Genomic DNA, 17,852 nt, shown 5'->3' with positions numbered 1-17,852 from the left:
GCCGCGGGACTCAGCCGACAGGTTCGGTCACGAAGTCGATGAGTTCTTCGACCCGACCGAGCAGCGCCGGCTCGAGGTCGCGGTAGGTCTGCACCTTGCCGAGAATGTGCTGCCAGGCCCTCGCGGTGTCGGCCTGGGTCTCATGCGGCCAGCCGAAAGCCCGACAGATGCCCGTCTTCCAGTCGATCCCGCGCGGGATCTCGGGCCACCGGGCGATGCCGAGCGCGCGGGGCGTCACGCACTGCCACACGTCGACGAACGGATGCCCGACGATCTTCACATGCCGTCCGTGCGGACCGCGGGCGACCGCCGCCGCGATGCGTGACTCCTTCGACCCGGGAACCAGGTGGTCGACGAGCACGCCGTACCGCCGCTCGCGCGTCGGAGGCTCGGCCGCGAGCAGATCGTCGAGCAGGTCGACGCCCTGCAGGAACTCCACTACGACGCCCTCGACCCGCAGGTCGGCGCCCCAGACCTTCTCGACGAGTTCGGCGTCGTGCTTGCCCTCGACCAGGATGCGGCTGGGCAGCGCCACACGCGCCCGCTGATCGCCGACGGCGAAGGACCCGGATGCCGTGCGCTGCGGCGTCTGCGTCTGCGCCCGCGGGGCCGTCAGCCGCACCGGCCGCCCCTCGATCAGGAACCCGCCGCCGAGGGGGAACAGCCGCTTGCGCCCCTTCCAGTCCTCGAGCTCGACATCGCCGCTCTGCACGCGCGTCACCGCCCCGCAGAACCCGTCGCCCGCGACCTCGACGACCAGATCGAGCTCGGCGGGCACCGTCGCGACCTTCGGTGCGCCGCGCTCACGCCAGCCCGCCGAGAGCACGTCGGACCCGTACCTGTCATCCATGCCCTCCAGCGTATGCGTCTCCGCTGAGGGCGAACGCGCGATCCGGCCGCGGCGCTGTCGCGTGTCGGGGGCCAATGCATAGACTCGTGCCATGGGGCTCGCCTGCCGGTCGGAGGGAACGCGATGAAGACACGGTGGAAAGCGCTGTGTGCGCTCGCTCTCGCCACACTCCTCGGCGTCGCCCTCCCCTCCACGGCCTCCGCCACCGATCCGCTCACGCTCGATGCGGGGTATGTGACCGACGACGCGGGTGTCCTGAGCTCCGGCGAGGATCAGACACTCGAGGCTCGTCTGCAGGAGCTCACCGAGAACTCCTCCGCCGATCTCTTCGTCGTCTTCGTCGACGAGTTCACCTCGCCGTCCGATCGCATCGGATGGGCGGATCAGGTCGCGGTCGACAACGGCCTCGGACCCGACCAGTACCTTCTCGCGATCGCCACCGAGCAGCGCAGCTACTTCATCTCCGGCGCCGAGGGCGGCCCGTTGAGCGGTGATCGGCTCGACGACATCGAGCAGAAGATCCAGCCCCTGCTCGCTCAAGAGGATTGGGACGGCGCGGTCGTGCTCGCCGCCGACGAGATCCAGGGCGACGGTGGAGCAGGTGCGCTCCGCGTCCTCCTCGTGATCGTCGGGGTCGTCGCGGTGGCACTCGTGGTGTGGCTCGTGGTCGCGCTCGTCCGCCGCCGCCGACGCGAGGCCGCCATCCGTGCGCGAGGGGCGATGCCCGCGACGCCCGACCCCGCCGATCCGTTCTCGACCATGACCGACGAGCAGGTCGAGAACCTGGCCGGGGCGGCCCTGGTGCGCGCCGACGATGCGATCACCTCGTCGCGCGAAGAGCTGGCGTTCGCGATCGCCCAGTTCGGCGACGCCGCGACGGCCGAGTTCACCGCGGTGGTCGATCGCGCGCGCCAGAAACTCGCCGAGGCGTTCGACCTGCGTCAGAAGCTCGACGACGAGATCGAAGACACGATCCACGATCGACGCGCCTGGCACATCCGCATCGTCCAGATCGCCGACGAGGTCGACGACATCCTCGACGATAACGTCGAGGCCTTCGATGCGCTCCGCCGCCTGGAGCAGAACGCCCCGCAGGAGCTGGAGCGCGTGAAAGGCGAACGCGCCGCCCTCGAGGCGGCGCTGCCCGTCGCCGACGCCGCCCTCTCCGCTCTCGCCACCGCCTACACGCCGGGCGCGCTCGCGGCGGTGGCGGACAACCCGGCGCAGGCACGGGAACGGGCGGCGCTCGCGGACCGAGCCATCCAGGCAGCGTCCGACGCTGTGGCGGGCGGGCGATCCGGCGAGGCCGCGTTCGCGATCCGCACGGCCGAGCAGGCCGTCGCGCAGGCGCATCAGCTCGCCGCCGCGCTCACGACGCTGCGAGACGACCTCGCCGCGATCGAGGCACGCGCGCAGGCGCTGGTCGCCGAACTGCAGTCTGACGTCGAGACGGCCGCGCAGCTTCCCGATCCCGACGGGTCCCTCGCGGCTGCGGCCTCCGCCGTGCGGCAGCAGCTCGAGGCGGCACGCACCGACCTCGACGGCCCCTCTCGTGATCCGCAGCGCGCCTTCGACGCCCTGTCGGCCGCGAACACGACGATCGACCAGACCATCGCGCGCAGCCGGGAGAACGCCGAGCGCGCACTGCGCGCACGGCAGATGCTCGACCAGACGCTGTTGCAGGCCGACTCCGAGATCCGCACCGCGCGCGAGTTCATCGAAACCCGACGGGGTTCGGTCGGCTCGACCGCGCGCACGCGTCTGTCGCAGGCCGAGGCCTCCCGGGCGCAGGCGGAGGCCGCGCGTTCGCAGGCCCCCGACGCCGCCCTGGCCGAAGCGCGGCGCGCGCTCGACCTCGCCCGCCAGGCGATCTCCTCCGCGTCCGCCGATGTGTCGGCGTACTCCTCGTCGTCCTCCGGCTGGGATGCCGGATGGGGAGGCGGACCGTTCGGCGGCGGACGCTCGAACGACTCCGGCCTCGCCGGCGACATCCTCGGCGGCATCATCGGCGGCCTGCTCTCGGGCGGAGGCGGTGGCGGGAGCCGCTCCTCCCGCGGGAGCAGCTGGCGCTCGAGCGGCGGCGGCTTCCGCAGCTCGGGCTTCGGCGGCGGCGGACGATCCGGTGGTGCCCGGCGCCGCTCCGGAGGAGGACGCTTCTGAACTTCACAGACGACTCGGCCAGACTTCGAATGCCCCTCTTTGAAAGGAACCCCGCATGACCAAGCAGTCCATCTTCGGACGTATCTCGACGCTCGTCCGCGCGAACATCAACGCCCTCCTGGATTCTGCGGAGGACCCGCAGAAGATGATCGACCAGCTCGTTCGCGACTACACCAACAACATCGCCGACGCCGAGTCGGCGATCGCCGAGACGATCGGCAACCTCCGCCTGCTCGAGCGCGACCACGAGGAAGACGTGCAGGCCGCGACGGAGTGGGGCAACAAGGCTCTCGCCGCGAGCCGCAAGGCCGACGAGATGCGCGGAGGCGGCGATGCCGCCGGTGCGGACAAGTTCGACAGCCTCGCCAAGATCGCGCTGCAGCGTCAGATCAGCGCGGAGCGTGAGGCGAGCGCCGCCGAGCCGCAGATCGCGGCGCAGACCGAGATCGTCGACAAGCTCAAGGGCGGCCTCAACGGCATGAAGGAGAAGCTCGGCGAGCTCAAGACCAAGCGCAGCGAGCTGCTCGCCCGCGCGAAGGTCGCCGAGGCCCAGACCAAGGTGCAGGACGCGATCGGCTCGATCAACGTGCTCGACCCCACGAGCGAACTCGGCCGCTTCGAGGACAAGGTCCGCCGCCAGGAGGCGCTGGCGCAGGGCAAGGCGGAGCTGGCCGCGTCGAGCCTCGACGCACAGTTCGAGAGCCTCGAGGACGTCGGCGAGCTCACCGAGGTCGAGGCTCGTCTCGCCGAGCTGAAGGCGGGCGGCTCCGCCCCCCGTCCGGCCATCGAAGGTTCCTGATCCCCCACGGCGGGTGCCCCGGGGTGATCCCACCCCGGGGCACCCGTCGTCCTTCTTCTCGGAGGCACCCATGGTGCGTTTCCTCGTCGTCCCGCAGTGGCAAGGCTCGCCCGCCGCTCGGTCCATGCTGCTCGTCGACGGAGCGACCGCGGTCGCGGGTGATCTGCCCCGTGCGCACACCTCCGTCCTTGACGTCCCCGTCGAGGCCGGCGAGGCGCTGGGGACCGGCGTGCGGCGCCTCAGCGCGCTCCTGCGCACCCGCGCTCTGCTGCGCGAGCACATGACCGACGACACGGTGCTGATCGGGGGCGACTGCAGCATCACGGTCGGCGCCCTCAACGCGCTCCCGGGGGGCACAGACGACGTGGCTGTCGTGTGGTGCGATGCGCACGCCGACCTGCACACCCCCGACTCGTCGCCGTCTGGTGCGTTCTCGGGCATGGCGCTGCGCGCGGTCCTCGGCGAGGGCGAGCCGCAGATGGTCCTCTCCCCCGGCATCCCGCCGGAACGCATCGTCACCGTCGGGGTCCGCGAGGTCGACGACGCGGAGACCGCACCGCTCACGGCGCTGCGCACCCTGAGCGTCGACGACCTCGCCCGTACCGACGCTCTCGCCGACGCCGTGCGGGCGACGGGTGCGACCCGGGTGTGGGTGCACATCGACGTCGACGTCCTCGATCCCGCGGAACTGACCGGCGTCTCGTCTCCCGCACCATTCGGTGCGACGCCCACGGCCCTCGCCGCCGCCATCCGACGCCTCCGCGAGGAGTTCCCGCTCGCCGGCGCCACGATCGCCGGGTTCGCCCCGCGCTCGCCCGCCGATGCGGTCGACGACCTCGGCTCTCTGCTCCGGCTCGTCGGAGCGGTCGCATGAGCGAGGACTGGCGCGCGCGGGCCGATCGCGTCCTGGAGCGAGGGCGGCGGTTCGATCGGCGCATCCCGGCGTTCCTCCTGCGGTCGCCGATCAGTCGCCTGGGCTACCTCTGGGGCACCGCAGTGGGGTGGGTCTGGGGAACGCTGTGGAGCACCGGACCGGTCGAGCGTCGCGGGGGGCTGTGGATCTTCCGCGGCATGCCGTCATGGACGTTCGCACGCGGGGGCGTCTGCGTCGGCGGATGCTTCCTCACCGGCGATCGTCGACCGAGCGACGCCGTGCTGAGGCACGAGTCGGTGCATCGCGAGCAGTGGCTGCGCTACGGCTTCCTCATGCCGTTTCTGTACCTCTTCGCGGGACGCGATCCGTTGCGCAACCGCTTCGAGATCGAGGCCGGCCTGCAGGACGGGAACTACGTACCGCGCTCCCGGTGACCCGTCAGCGCTCGGTGGGCAGCAACCCGACGAAGCGCTCGGGAACGCGGATCGATGCCGCCTCGACGCCGAGGTCACCCGTCAGGTGGTCGACGATGTCGGCGGTGCCGAGGTATCCGCCGAACAGCGTGATGTGGGTCTCGTACTCGCCCTCGTAGAGCATCTCGTCGGCCCAGGCGCACGTCGCGCGTGCGACGGCCTCACCGCGAGCGCACGAGCGGCCGCTTCCCGGGGCGCCGCTACGATCGGCCCGCGCGAGCCAGGTCACGGTCATGCGACCCGGAACCTGGATGGTGCGGATGTCGTCGGCCGTCGGCACCTCGATGAAGACGCGCCCCGATGCGCACAGCGGCAGGGTCGCGAGGAACATCTCGAGGTCGACGAGCGACGTCTCGTCGGCCGTCACGAGGTGGTGGGAACGACGACGAGCGGCGCGGCGAGCCGCGCGGCTGCTCCGGGTCTCGATCGAGGTCTCCATGGTGCTCCCATCGTAACACCGATGAAGGCATGCCTTACCTACTCTGGATCACTCCGCGGGCTCGACGAGGGCGCGCTCGAGAGCGTCCAGCTCGTCGTCGGAGAGACCCTGGGCGCGCAGGTAGCCGGAGGCGGATCCCCAACGCTCATCGACGGTTTCGAGCAACCGCCGCATGACCTCGGCCGGCGACTGCGTCGCGAGGGCGACGGCGTGCACGGCCTCCGGGTGCATCTGCTCCAGGTAGCGGGCGATGCGACGATTGCGCTCGGCGGGCAGCTGGGACTCGGTGAGCGCGTAGTCGGCGATCACCGCCTCGCGATCGGCACCGACCGCCGCGAGCGCGAGGGCGACCGTCACACCGGTGCGGTCCTTCCCCACGGTGCAGTGCACGAGCGTGGGCTCCCCGGCCGCGATGATGCGCACGGCTTCGGCCAGTCGGGGCCCGCTCTCCTCGAGCAGGTGCAGGTAGAGGTCTTCGAGGCTCGTGTCGGTCTCGAAGAACGATCGGACGGAGCCGAGGAACAGCGGCAGATGGGTGGTCTCTGGACCGTGGATGCCGCTGGGCTCCGCGGCCACCTCCTCGCCGTCGCGGAGGTCGACGATGCGGCGGACTCGATGACGCAGCTCGGCGGCCCCCTGCGCGGTCGCCCCGGACAACTGCCCCGAGCGCAGCAGGACGCCGGAGCGGATGCGGCCGCCACGGGCGGGGATCCCGCCCACATCCCGAACGTTGTTCACGCCGGGGACGTCGAGCACGGTCATGCCGAGGCCGGGGTGCGCGGCGGCACCGGGTACCGCCCGGCGATGACGATGCGGTTGAACGCGTTGATCGAGACGCACGCCCAGCTCAGTGCGGCGTACTCCTTCTCGGTGAACACGCTCCCCACCCGGTCGTAGACCTCATCGGACACACCCTCCTCCGAGATGAAGGTGAACGCCTCGGCGAGCTCGAGGGCCGCGCACTCGCGATCCGAGAACACCCCGCTCTCGCGCCAAGTGGCGATCTGCATGAGGGTGTCGGCATCCATGCCTGCGGCGAGCGCGCGGTCCACGTGGATGCGCGTGCAGTACCCGCAGCCGTTGAGCTGCGAGCAGTGGATCATGACGATCTCCTTGAGACGATCGTCGATGCCGTTCGCCGCGCAGATCTCTCCGACGGTGCGAGAGAACGCATCCAGCGCCTGATACGCCGCAGGCTCGGTCTTGGAGAGGTGGACTCGCTTCTCACTCATGGAACGATGATATTCCGACCGGGCGCCGGACGAGCGAGAGCATCCGCAGTCGAAATGCAGGATGCTCATTCAATGCGGCGTTCCCCGCGCATTTAGGCTGTTACTCCGCAGCTTTACCTGGGCGATCTGCGTCGACATTTCCTGATCGCATCCGTCAGGGCGCAAGATAGGGAGCGTGCCGACCGATCACAGCGAGTTCCGCTACCTCCCCGCACAGGCCGAAGCGCGAGCGATCCCCCTGCCGCCCGTCGAGCGCCTCGCGCTCCCTCTGCCGGATGGTCGGACGCTGAGCGCCCTCCGCTTCGGAAGCGCCGCCCCCGAAGTGACCCTGCTCCACGGCGCGGGACTCAACGCCCACACGTGGGACACCACCGTCCTCGCCCTCGGCCTGCCGGCGCTGGTGATCGATCTCGCCGGTCACGGTGATTCCTCCTGGCGCACGGATGCCGACTACACGCCGCGCGTGCTGGCCGCCGACGTCGCCGTGGCGCTCGACGCCTGGGTCCGAAGCCCGCAGGTGGTCGTCGGACAGTCGCTCGGTGGCCTCACCGGCGCCGCACTGGCGGCGGCCCGCCCCGACCTGGTCCGAGAGCTGATCGTGGTCGACATCACCCCCGGCGTCGACACCACCGCCGGACCGGCCGTGCTCCGCGAGTTCTACGCGGGTCCGACGGACTTCGCCACGCGTGACGAGCTCGTCGACAAGGCGATGGCCCTCGGCTTCGGCGGCTCGCGTCCCGATACCGAACGCGGCGTCTTCCTCAACACGCGCGTGCGCGACGACGGGCGCATCGAGTGGAAGCACCACTTCGCGCACCTCGCCGCCCACGCCCTCGCAGCGCACGACCCCGGCAACTCGACCGCCCCCTCCGTGCTGCACGAGACGGGATGGGACGACCTCGCCGCCGTGCGGGCGCCGATCACCCTCGTCCGCGCGACACGGGGCTTCGTCACCGCAGACGACGCCGCCGCGTTCGCGGAGCGCGTCCCCGCGGCGCGGATCATCGAGATGGATGCCTCGCACAACGTGCAGGAGACCGCCCCGGCCGACCTCGCCCGTCTCGTCGGCGAAACCCTCGCGACGCCGCCGTCCCACCGCGGTATGTGACGTTCCGTTCCATTCACCGCCCTCGTCGCCTCCCCTGTCTCTAGGCTCGATCCACCGGCACACAGCAACTGCCGCACCGAGAGGAACCCCATGTCCCGACGCCTTCGTCGCCCCGCGCTGATCTCCGCCCTGGCGGCCGCCGCCCTGATCCTGAGCGCGTGCAGCGGCTCGACGGAGCCGGCGGCGACCCCCACGGGCTCCCCCGACCCCGACGCCACGCTGCGCGTCGGCCTGGTGCTCGAACCGACCAACCTCGACATCCGCCGGACGAGCGGAGCCGCACTCGAGCAGATCCTCATCGACAACATCTACGAGGGCCTCGTCACGCGCACGCAGGACAACGAGATCGTCGAACGACTCGCCTCGGACTACACCGTCTCCAACGACGGCCTGACGTACTCCTTCACGCTGCAGGAGGGCATCACCTTCCACGACGGCTCTCCGCTCACGTCCGCCGATGTCGTCGCCTCGTACGAGGCCGTGCGCACCGACGCCACCCTCCAGGGCAACGCGGAGTTCGCTGCGGTGTCCGCGATCACCGCCCCCGACGCGTCGACGGTCGAGATCGTGTTGTCGCAGCCCGACCAGAACTTCCTCTTCGCCCTCACCGGACCCGCCGGCCTGGTCTTCAAGACCGGTGACACCACCGATCTCAAGACCGCGGAGAACGGCACGGGTCCGTTCACCCTGACCCGGTGGAACAAGGGCAGCACGATCACGTTCGCCCGAAACGACGCCTACTGGGGAGAGCCGGTCGGTGTCGCCGAGGTCGAGTTCCAGTACATCCCCGACTTCACCGCGGGAGTGAACGCGGCGCTCGCCGGCGACCTCGACGTGCTGACCGCCGTCGACCCGAACCTCGCCCCGCAGCTCGAGGACTCCGGCGACTTCACGCTGACGACCGGACGCACCACCGACAAGGCGACGCTCGCCTTCAACAACGCGAAGGCCCCGCTCGACGACGTGCGCGTGCGCGAGGCGCTGCGCCTCGCCATCGACCACGAGGGCCTCATCGAGGCCGTCGGGGCCGGGACCGAACTGTACGGACCGATCCCGGAGCTCGACCCGGGCTACGAGGATCTGTCTGACGTCGTCTCGTACGACCCCGAGCGGGCGAAGGAGCTGCTGGCCGAGGCGGGCCAGGAAGACCTCGAGCTGACCCTCACGATCCCGGCGTTCTACGGAACCACGGTGCCGAAGGTGCTGATCTCCGACTTCGCCGAGGTCGGCGTCACGCTCGATGTCGACTCCGTCGAGTTCCCGACCTGGCTCGAAGACGTCTACACCAACCACGACTACGACCTCAGTTTCGTCTTGCACGTCGAGCCCCGTGACTTCGGGAACTTCGCGAACCCCGACTACTACTTCGGATACGACAACGCCGAGGTGCAGGCGCTCTACAACCAGGCCGAGGCCGAGGTCGACCCCGAGAAGTCGGCCGAGCTGCTCGCCCAGGCCGCGCGCATCGTCTCGGAGGAGCACGCCGCCGACTGGCTCTACAACGGCGAGACCCTCACCGCCGTGAGCCCGCTGGTCGCCGGCTTCCCGCAGGACTCGATCAACTCGCGCATCGACCTCGCGGGCGTCTCCGTGCTCGACGCCGGCTGAACGCCCCGTCGACATGCTCCGCTACGCGCTCGCCCGAGGGGCCCTGCTCATCGCAGGCCTCCTCGTGGCGAGCGCGCTCATCTTCCTGACGTTGCGGGTCTTCCCCGGCGATGTCGCGCAGCTCATCGCCGGCACGCAGGCCTCGCCGTCCGAGGTCGACGCCCTGCGCACCTCGCTGGGCCTCGACAAGCCGCTCATCGCCCAGTACGCGGAGTGGGTCGGCGGACTCCTCCGCGGCGACCTCGGCACGTCGCTCCTCTCGGGGGCATCCGTCGGGGAGGAACTGCTCCAGAAGGCGCAGGTCACCGTGCCCCTGGGCATCCTGTCGCTGCTCATCGCCGTCGCGATCGCCGTACCCTTCGGCATCGTCTCGGCGCTGCGCCGCGGCCGCCCCTCCGGCACCGTCCTGAGCGTCGGCGCCCAGGCCCTCGCCGCGGTCCCCGTGGTGTGGGCCGGCATGATGCTCATCGTCGTGTTCTCGGTGTGGCTCGGCTGGTTGCCGCCGCAGGGATTCCCCCGCACCGGCTGGAGCACTCCGGGTCGTGCCCTGGAAGCCCTCGTCCTGCCCGCGCTCACCATCGGCGTCGTCGAGGGCGCGATGCTTCTGCGATTCGTGCGCAGCGCGACACTGCAGGCCGCCGGGCAGGACTTCGTGCGAACCGCTGCGGCCAAGGGACTCACTCGCACGCAGGCCCTCGTGCGGCACGGCATCCCGGCCGTCGGACTCTCGATCGTGACGGTGCTCGGCCTGCAGGTCGCCGGCATCATCGTCGGATCCGTCGTCATCGAGCAGCTCTTCACCCTCCCCGGCATCGGACGGATGCTCGTCGCCGATGTCGGCACGCGCGACCTCGTCAAGGTGCAGAGCGAACTGCTGGTCCTGACCGGTTTCGTGCTGGTCGTCGGTTTCCTCGTCGACCTGCTGCATCGGGCCATCGACCCCCGCCAGAGGGAGGCATGATGGCACCGCAGTGGCTGCGCCGACTCGCGACGACCCCGACCGGCGCGTTCGGCATGATCGTTGTCGGCCTGATCGCCCTCGTCGCGCTCGTCTCGCTGTTCTGGACGCCCTTCGATCCGCAGACGTCGGTGATCCGCGACCGCTGGCTGCCCCCGGGCCTCCCGCACCTGCTCGGCACCGATGACACGGGACGCGACATCCTGAGCCTCCTCATGGCGGGCGCGCGCACCACGGTCTTCGTCAGCGTCGGCGCCGGCATCGTCGCCACGCTCGTCGGCATCATGCTCGCCGCGCTGGGCGCCCTCACTCCCCGCGGAGTCCGCGAGACGGTGGCGGTGCTCGTCGACATCCTCATCGCGTTCCCGGTGCTGCTGATCGCGATGATGATCTCGTCGGTGTGGGGCGGGTCGCTGTGGGTGGTCATCTGGGCCGTCGGCATCGGGTTCGGCGTGAACATCGCGCGCGTCACGCGCCCGGAGCTCCGCCGCGTGCAGCAGAGCGACTTCGTCCTCGCCGGGCGCGCCGCGGGTCTGACCACCGGGCAGAGCCTCGTCCGCCACCTCCTCCCGAACGTCGCACCGGTGTTCATCGTGCAGCTGTCGTGGTCGATGGCGGTGGCCGTGCTCGCCGAGGCGGGACTGTCGTATCTCGGATTCGGCGCATCGGTGGTCGAGCCCAGCTGGGGCATCCTCCTGGCCGATCTGCAGCGCTACATCGGCGTGCACCCGCTCTCGGTGATCTGGCCGGGCCTCGCGATCACGATCACCGTGCTCGCCCTCAACCTCCTCGGAGACGGGCTCCGCGAGGCGACGGATCCCACGCTGCGCCACCGTTCCGCCGAGACGCACACCCCGGGGGTGGTCGCATGAGTCTGCAGGTGCAGGACCTCGTCGTCGAGCTCGACGGTCGACGGCTCGTCGACGGCATCTCGTTCGAGGTGCCGGACGGCGCGCGGGTCGGGCTGATCGGCGAATCGGGGTCCGGCAAATCCCTGACCGCCCTCGCGATCCTCGGCCTGCTGCCCGACGGCGCCGTGGCGAGCGGGAGCATCCGCTGGAACGGCGCGGAGCTCATCGGACTCCCCGACCGCGAGCTCGCGCGGTTGCGCGGTGACGAGATCGGCATCGTGTTCCAGGAACCGCGCACGGCGCTCAATCCGATCCGCACCGTCGGACGCCAGATCGCGGAGTCCGTACGCATCCACGAGCGCATCGGCCGGCGCGAGGCGCGCGAGCGCGCGATCGCCGAGGCCGCGCGGGTGCGCCTGCCCGACCCCCCGTCGATCGTCGACCGCTACCCGCACCAGCTCTCGGGCGGACAGCGTCAGCGCGTGGCGATCGCGACCGCTCTCGCCTGCCGACCACGACTGCTCATCGCCGATGAGCCGACCACCGCGCTCGACGTCACCATCCAGGCCGAGATCCTGTCGCTCCTTCTCGGCCTCGTGCAGGACGAGGGCATGTCGCTCGTCTTCATCACCCACGACCTCGCGGTCCTCGCGCAGGTCGCGACCCACGGTGTGGTCCTCGAGCACGGCAGGGTGGTCGAGGACGCGCCCGTCGCGCAGCTGCTGCGCGCGCCGCAGTCCGCGGTCACGCAGGGCCTGCTCCGCGACGCGACCGCGACGCTGTGGCGTCCGGAAGGAGGCGCGTCATGACGCTGCTCAGCGCCCGCGGACTGCGGCGCGACTTCACCCGGCCCCGGCGAGCGCCCGGGGAGCGCGCGCGGACCGACACCGCCCTGCACCCCACCGACCTCGACGTGATCGAGGGGTCGTCGGTGGGAATCATCGGCGAGTCCGGCTCGGGGAAATCGACCCTCGTGCGCCTCCTGCTCGGACTCGACCGGCCCACCTCCGGCACCGTGTCGCTCGATGGGCGCGACATCGATGCCGGTGCGCGCGCACGGTCATTGCACTGGGTGCGTCGGCAGACCGGGCTGGTGTTCCAGGACCCCTACGCCTCGCTGGACCCCCGGATGACCGCGGGGCAGATCATCCGGGAGCCGCTGTGGGCGCTCGGCATCCCCGGCGACCACCGCGCCCGCGTGCAGGAGGTTCTCGCACAGGTCGGACTCGAACCCGAGATGGGCGACCGCTACCCGCACGAGTTCTCCGGCGGTCAGCGCCAGCGCATCGCGCTCGCGCGCGCGATCGTCCACCGGCCCCGTATCCTTGTGGGTGACGAGCCGCTGTCCGCGCTCGACGTCACGGTGCGCGCACAGATCCTCGAACTGCTGCGTGAGCTGCGCCGCACGGAAGACCTCACCCTCGTGCTGGTGTCGCACGACATCGGCGTGGTGCAGCATCTGTGCGACACGGTCGTGGTCATGAAGGACGGGCGCATCGTCGAACGCGGGGCGACCGACGAGGTACTCCTCCACCCGCGCGACGAATACACGCGCACGCTGCTGTCGGCGATCCCGGTGATCCCCGACGCTCAGTGACGGCGCAGGCCGGGGAGGAGGGTGCGGCGGCGCACCGGACGGAGCGCGCGCTTCATGTACACGGTGCCGAGGTCGCGCCCGAACTTGCGGCCGACGCCCGCCATGCGGCCCGCCTCGACGAAACCGAGCCGCGTGTGCAATCGGATCGACGCCTCCGCGCCCCGGTCGCTGATGACGGCCACCATCTCGCGGATGCCGCGACGTTCGCAGGCCTCGACGAGGGCGCGGAGCAGCGCGGCACCGAGACCCTTGCCGCCCGCACCCGGCCCGAGGTAGATCGAATCCTCGACGGTGTACCGGTAGGCGTTCTTCCCCGCCCAGGGTTGCGCCAGTGCATAACCCAGTACCACGCCCGCGGGCGAGACGGCCACGAGGAACGGCAGCCCGAGCCGATCGAGCAGGGCGAGCTTGTCCCGCCAGTACGGGATGCTGCTGCGCTTCTCGTCGAGGGTGACGGCGGAGTTGCTGACGAAGTGGTTGTAGATCTCGCGGACGTGCGGGAGGTCGCCGGACCGCGCGGGACGGATGGCGTAGGAGAAGACCTCGGGCGGTGCTTCGCGGCGCAGGTGGCGCGGCAGCACCCGACGACGGTCCCCGGGCTCGAACTGCATGGGCTCAGCTTAGGGAGGCCGTGGCCTCTCCCTCCACCCGCCAGTCGATCGGCGACGCCCCGAGGTCGGCGAGCAGGGCGTTCGCGCGGGAGAAGGGGCGCGATCCGAAGAAGCCCCGCCGCGCCGACAGCGGCGAGGGATGCGCCGAGGCGATGATCGGGGTGTCGCCGAGAAGGGGGCGCAGCCCCTCCGCGTCCTTCCCCCAGAGCACCGCCACGAGCGGCTGGTCGCGGGCGACGAGCGCGCGGATCGCGAGCTCCGTGACGCGCTCCCATCCCCACCGGCGATGCGATCCCGGCGCGCCGGGCTGCACGGTGAGCACACGGTTCAGCAGCAGCACCCCCTGATCGCTCCACGCCGACAGGTCGCCGTGCGGCGCGGGCGGGATGCCGAGGTCGCTCTCCCGCTCGGCATAGATGTTCACCAGGCTGCGCGGCAGCGGGCGCACGTGCTCCTCCACGGCGAACGAGAGCCCGATGGGATGCCCGGGCGTCGGATACGGATCCTGACCGGTGATCAGCACCCGCACGTCGTCCAGCGGGCGCCGGAAGGCACGGAGCACGTCACGACCCGCCGGCAGGTAACCCCGACCGGCGGCATCCTCGGCGCGGAGCCGTTCGCCGAGCGCCGCGATGTCGTCCTGCACCGGGGCCAGCGCGTCGGCCCAGCCCGGATCGATCTCCCCGTCCGCCGCGAGCTGCGCGAGGGTACGGGCCACCCTCAGTCCGCCGTCCGCACGCGCAGGGGGCCGCGCGCCAGCAGGTGCTGAGCGGACTGCGCCACGGGGCGCATCGTCACGAGGTCGAGGTTCACATGCCCCGGGGCATCGAGCGCATAGGCGATGACATCGGCCACGTCCTCCGCGCGCAGCGGCGCCTCCACCCCGGCGTACACCGACTCCGCCGCCACCGAATCGCCGCGCAGGCGGTTGAGCGTGAACTCCTCGGTGTGCACCATGCCCGGAGCCACCTCGACCACCCGGATCGGCTCGCCGTTGAGCTCTTGGCGGAGCACGCGCACCAGCATCGCCTCCGCCGCCTTCGCGGCGTTGTAGCCGGCGCCCCCCGCATAGGCGGCCTGGGCGGCTGTGGACGTCACGAACACGGTGTCGGCATGCCCGTCGGCCGCGGCGGCGCGGCGCAGCAGCGGCAGCAGCCCCGAGACGAGCCGCTGGGTCGACAGCACGTTGGCATCGAACATCCACTGCCAATCCTCGGCCGAGCCGTCCTCGATGCGGTCGGTGCCGCGTGCACCACCCGCCACCTGCACGAGCGCGTGCACGGGGCCGGTGGCCTCCAGCTCTGCGATCAGAGCGTCGACGGCCACGGGATCGGTGAGGTCGCACGCCACCGCCGACGCTCCCGTCTCGGCGACGAGGGCCGCCAGCCGGTCCTCGCGGCGGGCGACGCCGACGACGTCCCACCCGCGCGACCGGAGCTCCCGCACCGTCGCCGCCCCGATCCCCGAACTCGCACCCGTCACCACTGCACGTCTGTTGGCCATGCCTCCACCGTACGATGTTCCGCGCCGTCGCGCCGACCGCGCGTGTTACGTCACATTTCCCGGCCGTTGTTGACAGCCGGTCCCCTTCCGTACTCTCGCTGGAGCGGCATCCGCCGTCGACTCCGACCGATCGTTCCAGGGGGAACACATGCCCGCACCCGAGACCTGGCGTTTCGAGACCAAGCAGATCCACTCCGGCGCCGCGCCCGACCCCGTCACCAAGGCCCGCGCCACGCCGATCTACCAGACCACGTCGTACGTGTTCGACAGCGCGGACCACGCGGCGAACCTCTTCGCGCTCGCCGAGTTCGGCAACATCTACACGCGCATCCAGAACCCCACGCAGGACGTGCTCGAGCAGCGCCTCGCCGCGCTCGAGGGCGGCACCGGAGCACTGGTGCTCTCCAGCGGCCAGGCGGCGTCGACGTTCGCGATCCTCAACATCGCCGAGGCCGGCGATCACTTCGTCGCCTCCAGCTCGATCTACGGCGGCACCTACAACCTCTTCAAGTACACGCTCGCGAAGCTCGGCATCGAGGTCACGTTCGTCGAGAACCAGGACGACCCCGAGGAGTGGCGCCGCGCGGTGCGCGACAACACCAAGCTCTTCTTCGCCGAGACGATCGGCAACCCGCAGATCAACGTGCTCGACATCCGCACGGTCGCCGACGTCGCGCACGAGAGCGGCGTGCCGCTCATCGTCGACAACACCATCGCCACGCCGTACCTCATCCGTCCGTTCGAGCACGGCGCCGACATCGTCATCCACTCGGTCACGAAGTTCCTCGGCGGTCACGGCACCACGATCGGCGGCGTGATCATCGACGGCGGCTCGTTCGAGTGGTCGAAGAACGTCGAGAAGTTCCCCGGCCTCACGGTGCCGGACCCCTCGTACCACGGGGCGAGCTACACCGCGGCCGTGGGCGACCCGCTCGCCTACATCATCAAGGCCCGCGTGCAGCTGCTGCGCGACCTCGGATCGGCCATCTCGCCGCAGAGCGCCTGGAACCTCATCCAGGGCGTCGAGACGCTGTCCCTGCGCATCGAGCGCCACGTGCAGAACGCCCAGGAGATCGCCGAGTGGCTCGACGGTCGCGACGACGTCGCCACCGTCAACTACTCGGGCCTGCCGTCGTCGCCCTGGTACGCGAAGGCGAACGAGTACGCCCCGAAGGGCGTCGGCGCGGTGCTGTCGTTCGAACTGAAGGGCGGGGTCGAGGCGGGACGCGAGTTCGTCAACAGCCTCTCGCTGTTCAGCCACCTCGCCAACATCGGCGACGTGCGCTCGCTGGTCATCCACCCCGCGTCGACGACGCACGCGCAGCTCACCCCCGAGCAGCAGCTCACCGCCGGCGTGACGCCCGGTCTCGTGCGCCTCTCGGTCGGGATCGAGAACATCGACGACCTCAAGGCCGACCTCGACCAGGCCCTGGCCGCGGCGCGCCGCGTCAGCGAGGCCGCCCGCGCCTGATCGCGCGCAGAGACGGATGCCCCGGACCACCGCGGTCCGGGGCATCCGTCTGCGTGGCGCGACGTAACGTTCGCCGCGCGCCCCTCCGGCCACGGGAGAATGGGGAGCATGGACTGGCAGACGACCTCCGAGGACACGGTGCCGTCGGCGCTCGTGACCGACGCCGATGTCCGCCTGCTGCGCGCCCGACCGCCGGCGACCGGCGCCTGGCGCGACGGCGACCCGGCCGGAGGCCGACGCTTCGCCGCCTCCGGCGCCTTCCGCACCGAGAGCGGCGCCGAGCTGCCGAGCATCCGTCTGGCCTATGAGAGCTGGGGCGAGCTCAACGCCGCCCGCGACAACGCGGTGCTCGTGCTGCACGCGCTCACGGGAGACAGCCACGTGCGCGGGCCGGCCGGCGCCGGGCATCCGACCGCCGGCTGGTGGGAGGACCTCACCGGCCCCGGCGCTCCCCTCGACACCGACCGCTGGTTCGTGATCGCCCCGAACATGCTGGGCGGATGCCAGGGCTCCACCGGGCCCGCGAGCGTGGCCCCCGACGGCTACGAGTGGGCCTCGCGCTTCCCCTACCTGACGGTGCGCGACCAGGTCGCCGCGCAGGTGCGTCTCGCCGACGCGCTGGGGATCGACGCCTGGGCCGCGGTGATCGGCGGGTCGATGGGCGGCATGCACGCCCTGGAGTGGGCGGTGACCCATCCGGACCGCGTCGAGCGCCTCGCCGTACTCTCCTCACCCCCGGTGACGACGGCCGATCAGATCGCGTTGAACACCGTGCAGATCGAGACCATCCGCATGGACCCTCGGTTCCTCGGCGGCGAGTACTACGACCTCGACGACGGCGACGGTCCGCACCGCGGGCTGGCGCTCGCCCGCCGCATGGCCCTCCTCAACTACCGCAGCCCGATCGAGCTCAATCAGCGGTTCCAACGTTCGTGGCAGTCGGGAGTCTCCCCTCTCGGCCACGGCGGCCGCTTCGCCGTCGAGTCGTATCTCGACTTCCACGGCAACAAGTTCACGCGTCGCTTCGACGCGAACAGCTACATCACGCTCGTCGAGGCCATGAACTCGCACGACGTGGGGCGCGATCGCGGAGGCGTCGAAGAGGCCCTTCGCACCGTGACAGCCACCACGCTGGTGCTGGGGATCGACAGCGACCGGCTCTTCCCCGTCGACGGGCAGCATCGCATCGCGCGCAGCATCCCGCACACCCTCGACGGCAACGACGCCGTGGTGCTGACGAGTGATTTCGGACACGACGGCTTCCTCATCGAGACGGACGCGGTCGGCGCGCATCTTCGTCGTCTGTTCGAGAGCTGAG

The 17,852-nt window shown here is 70.9% G+C and carries 19 protein-coding genes; 12 read left to right on the top strand and 7 right to left on the bottom strand.

The features are described from left to right. Window positions 1-10: 10 nt before the first annotated feature. The gene (locus tag RWS82_RS02835; RefSeq protein WP_314646678.1) at window positions 11-850 is read right to left on the bottom strand and encodes a DUF3097 domain-containing protein; all 840 of its coding nucleotides are present in this window, start codon (window positions 848-850) and stop codon (window positions 11-13) included. Window positions 851-973: 123 nt separating this feature from the next. Here RWS82_RS02835 and RWS82_RS02830 point away from each other — a divergent pair, with 123 nt between their 5' ends. From RWS82_RS02830 to RWS82_RS02815, 4 genes are all read left to right on the top strand, one after another. Further along, window positions 974-3,010 (top strand): TPM domain-containing protein, encoded by a 2,037-nt coding sequence (locus RWS82_RS02830; protein ID WP_314646677.1) that lies wholly within the window; start codon window positions 974-976, stop codon window positions 3,008-3,010. Window positions 3,011-3,065: 55 nt separating this feature from the next. Next, complete coding sequence (locus RWS82_RS02825; protein ID WP_314646675.1) at window positions 3,066-3,809, top strand: PspA/IM30 family protein; 744 nt, start codon at window positions 3,066-3,068, stop codon at window positions 3,807-3,809. A gap of 70 nt (window positions 3,810-3,879) precedes the next feature. Beyond that, window positions 3,880-4,683: an arginase family protein gene (locus tag RWS82_RS02820; protein ID WP_314646674.1), complete on the top strand. Its 804-nt coding sequence runs from the start codon at window positions 3,880-3,882 to the stop codon at window positions 4,681-4,683. After that, window positions 4,680-5,117 carry a Fe-S oxidoreductase gene (locus tag RWS82_RS02815; protein ID WP_314646672.1) on the top strand — a complete coding sequence of 146 codons (438 nt, stop codon included), beginning with the start codon at window positions 4,680-4,682 and terminating at the stop codon, window positions 5,115-5,117. The genes RWS82_RS02820 and RWS82_RS02815 overlap by 4 nt, the downstream gene beginning before the upstream one ends. A 4-nt stretch (window positions 5,118-5,121) precedes the next feature. Here the strand turns inward: RWS82_RS02815 and RWS82_RS02810 are convergent, their stop codons facing one another. The 3 genes from RWS82_RS02810 to RWS82_RS02800 are packed head-to-tail and all read right to left on the bottom strand — an operon-like array spanning window position 5,122 to window position 6,827. Beyond that, the gene (locus RWS82_RS02810; RefSeq protein WP_314646670.1) at window positions 5,122-5,595 is read right to left on the bottom strand and encodes an SIP domain-containing protein; all 474 of its coding nucleotides are present in this window, start codon (window positions 5,593-5,595) and stop codon (window positions 5,122-5,124) included. 48 nt (window positions 5,596-5,643) lie between these two features. Beyond that, on the bottom strand, window positions 5,644-6,357 hold the full coding sequence (locus tag RWS82_RS02805; RefSeq protein WP_314646669.1) for a tyrosine-protein phosphatase: 714 nt from the start codon (window positions 6,355-6,357) through the stop codon (window positions 5,644-5,646). Then, window positions 6,354-6,827, bottom strand: a complete 474-nt coding sequence (locus RWS82_RS02800; RefSeq protein ID WP_314646668.1) for a carboxymuconolactone decarboxylase family protein — start codon at window positions 6,825-6,827, stop codon at window positions 6,354-6,356. Before RWS82_RS02800 ends, RWS82_RS02805 begins: the two co-directional genes overlap by 4 nt. Window positions 6,828-7,002: 175 nt before the next feature. Between RWS82_RS02800 and RWS82_RS02795 the strand changes: the two genes are divergently transcribed. The 6 genes from RWS82_RS02795 to RWS82_RS02770 all read left to right on the top strand — a co-directional run bounded on the left by RWS82_RS02795 (window position 7,003) and on the right by RWS82_RS02770 (window position 12,949). After that, the gene (locus RWS82_RS02795; protein ID WP_314646666.1) at window positions 7,003-7,935 is read left to right on the top strand and encodes an alpha/beta hydrolase; all 933 of its coding nucleotides are present in this window, start codon (window positions 7,003-7,005) and stop codon (window positions 7,933-7,935) included. Window positions 7,936-8,025: 90 nt separating this feature from the next. Then, the gene (locus RWS82_RS02790) at window positions 8,026-9,543 is read left to right on the top strand and encodes an ABC transporter substrate-binding protein (protein ID WP_314646663.1); all 1,518 of its coding nucleotides are present in this window, start codon (window positions 8,026-8,028) and stop codon (window positions 9,541-9,543) included. A gap of 13 nt (window positions 9,544-9,556) precedes the next feature. Further along, window positions 9,557-10,504, top strand: coding sequence for an ABC transporter permease (locus tag RWS82_RS02785; RefSeq protein WP_314646660.1), 948 nt, complete (start codon window positions 9,557-9,559; stop codon window positions 10,502-10,504). Continuing rightward, a complete protein-coding gene (locus RWS82_RS02780) occupies window positions 10,501-11,373 on the top strand; it encodes an ABC transporter permease (protein ID WP_314646658.1) in 873 nt (290 codons plus the stop codon). The genes RWS82_RS02785 and RWS82_RS02780 overlap by 4 nt, the downstream gene beginning before the upstream one ends. Then, a complete protein-coding gene (locus tag RWS82_RS02775; RefSeq protein WP_314646656.1) occupies window positions 11,370-12,161 on the top strand; it encodes an ABC transporter ATP-binding protein in 792 nt (263 codons plus the stop codon). Before RWS82_RS02780 ends, RWS82_RS02775 begins: the two co-directional genes overlap by 4 nt. Beyond that, complete coding sequence (locus RWS82_RS02770) at window positions 12,158-12,949, top strand: ABC transporter ATP-binding protein (protein ID WP_314646653.1); 792 nt, start codon at window positions 12,158-12,160, stop codon at window positions 12,947-12,949. Before RWS82_RS02775 ends, RWS82_RS02770 begins: the two co-directional genes overlap by 4 nt. Here RWS82_RS02770 and RWS82_RS02765 read toward each other — a convergent pair. The 3 genes from RWS82_RS02765 to RWS82_RS02755 are packed head-to-tail and all read right to left on the bottom strand — an operon-like array spanning window position 12,943 to window position 15,063. Continuing rightward, on the bottom strand, window positions 12,943-13,560 hold the full coding sequence (locus RWS82_RS02765; protein ID WP_314646650.1) for a GNAT family N-acetyltransferase: 618 nt from the start codon (window positions 13,558-13,560) through the stop codon (window positions 12,943-12,945). The genes RWS82_RS02770 and RWS82_RS02765 overlap by 7 nt on opposite strands. Window positions 13,561-13,564: 4 nt before the next feature. Beyond that, window positions 13,565-14,278: a uracil-DNA glycosylase gene (locus tag RWS82_RS02760; protein WP_314646648.1), complete on the bottom strand. Its 714-nt coding sequence runs from the start codon at window positions 14,276-14,278 to the stop codon at window positions 13,565-13,567. Window positions 14,279-14,280: 2 nt separating this feature from the next. Continuing rightward, window positions 14,281-15,063, bottom strand: a complete 783-nt coding sequence (locus RWS82_RS02755; protein WP_314646646.1) for an SDR family oxidoreductase — start codon at window positions 15,061-15,063, stop codon at window positions 14,281-14,283. Between the two features lie 148 nt (window positions 15,064-15,211). Between RWS82_RS02755 and RWS82_RS02750 the strand changes: the two genes are divergently transcribed. Further along, window positions 15,212-16,534 (top strand): bifunctional o-acetylhomoserine/o-acetylserine sulfhydrylase, encoded by a 1,323-nt coding sequence (locus RWS82_RS02750; protein ID WP_314646643.1) that lies wholly within the window; start codon window positions 15,212-15,214, stop codon window positions 16,532-16,534. 108 nt (window positions 16,535-16,642) lie between these two features. Next, window positions 16,643-17,851, top strand: coding sequence for a homoserine O-acetyltransferase (locus RWS82_RS02745; RefSeq protein ID WP_314646640.1), 1,209 nt, complete (start codon window positions 16,643-16,645; stop codon window positions 17,849-17,851). The last annotated feature ends 1 nt before the right edge of the window (window position 17,852 follow it).

Origin of the sequence: uncultured Microbacterium sp. (genome assembly GCF_963528945.1) — a bacterium.
Taxonomy (GTDB): Bacteria; Actinomycetota; Actinomycetes; order Actinomycetales; family Microbacteriaceae; genus Microbacterium.
The sequence above is the reverse complement of the archived record's forward strand: the minus strand, read 5'-3'. Positions and strand labels throughout refer to the sequence as shown.

Coding starts and splice junctions, on each gene's coding strand:
- RWS82_RS02785 (WP_314646660.1), top strand. CDS start 9,557: ATGCTCCGCTACGCGCTCGCCCGAGGGGCCCTGCTCATCGCAGGCCTC.
- RWS82_RS02805 (WP_314646669.1), bottom strand. CDS start 6,357: ATGACCGTGCTCGACGTCCCCGGCGTGAACAACGTTCGGGATGTGGGC.
- RWS82_RS02800 (WP_314646668.1), bottom strand. CDS start 6,827: ATGAGTGAGAAGCGAGTCCACCTCTCCAAGACCGAGCCTGCGGCGTAT.
- RWS82_RS02835 (WP_314646678.1), bottom strand. CDS start 850: ATGGATGACAGGTACGGGTCCGACGTGCTCTCGGCGGGCTGGCGTGAG.
- RWS82_RS02825 (WP_314646675.1), top strand. CDS start 3,066: ATGACCAAGCAGTCCATCTTCGGACGTATCTCGACGCTCGTCCGCGCG.
- RWS82_RS02755 (WP_314646646.1), bottom strand. CDS start 15,063: ATGGCCAACAGACGTGCAGTGGTGACGGGTGCGAGTTCGGGGATCGGG.
- RWS82_RS02775 (WP_314646656.1), top strand. CDS start 11,370: ATGAGTCTGCAGGTGCAGGACCTCGTCGTCGAGCTCGACGGTCGACGG.
- RWS82_RS02745 (WP_314646640.1), top strand. CDS start 16,643: ATGGACTGGCAGACGACCTCCGAGGACACGGTGCCGTCGGCGCTCGTG.
- RWS82_RS02780 (WP_314646658.1), top strand. CDS start 10,501: ATGATGGCACCGCAGTGGCTGCGCCGACTCGCGACGACCCCGACCGGC.
- RWS82_RS02770 (WP_314646653.1), top strand. CDS start 12,158: ATGACGCTGCTCAGCGCCCGCGGACTGCGGCGCGACTTCACCCGGCCC.
- RWS82_RS02830 (WP_314646677.1), top strand. CDS start 974: ATGAAGACACGGTGGAAAGCGCTGTGTGCGCTCGCTCTCGCCACACTC.
- RWS82_RS02790 (WP_314646663.1), top strand. CDS start 8,026: ATGTCCCGACGCCTTCGTCGCCCCGCGCTGATCTCCGCCCTGGCGGCC.
- RWS82_RS02750 (WP_314646643.1), top strand. CDS start 15,212: ATGCCCGCACCCGAGACCTGGCGTTTCGAGACCAAGCAGATCCACTCC.
- RWS82_RS02765 (WP_314646650.1), bottom strand. CDS start 13,560: ATGCAGTTCGAGCCCGGGGACCGTCGTCGGGTGCTGCCGCGCCACCTG.
- RWS82_RS02820 (WP_314646674.1), top strand. CDS start 3,880: ATGGTGCGTTTCCTCGTCGTCCCGCAGTGGCAAGGCTCGCCCGCCGCT.
- RWS82_RS02810 (WP_314646670.1), bottom strand. CDS start 5,595: ATGGAGACCTCGATCGAGACCCGGAGCAGCCGCGCGGCTCGCCGCGCC.
- RWS82_RS02815 (WP_314646672.1), top strand. CDS start 4,680: ATGAGCGAGGACTGGCGCGCGCGGGCCGATCGCGTCCTGGAGCGAGGG.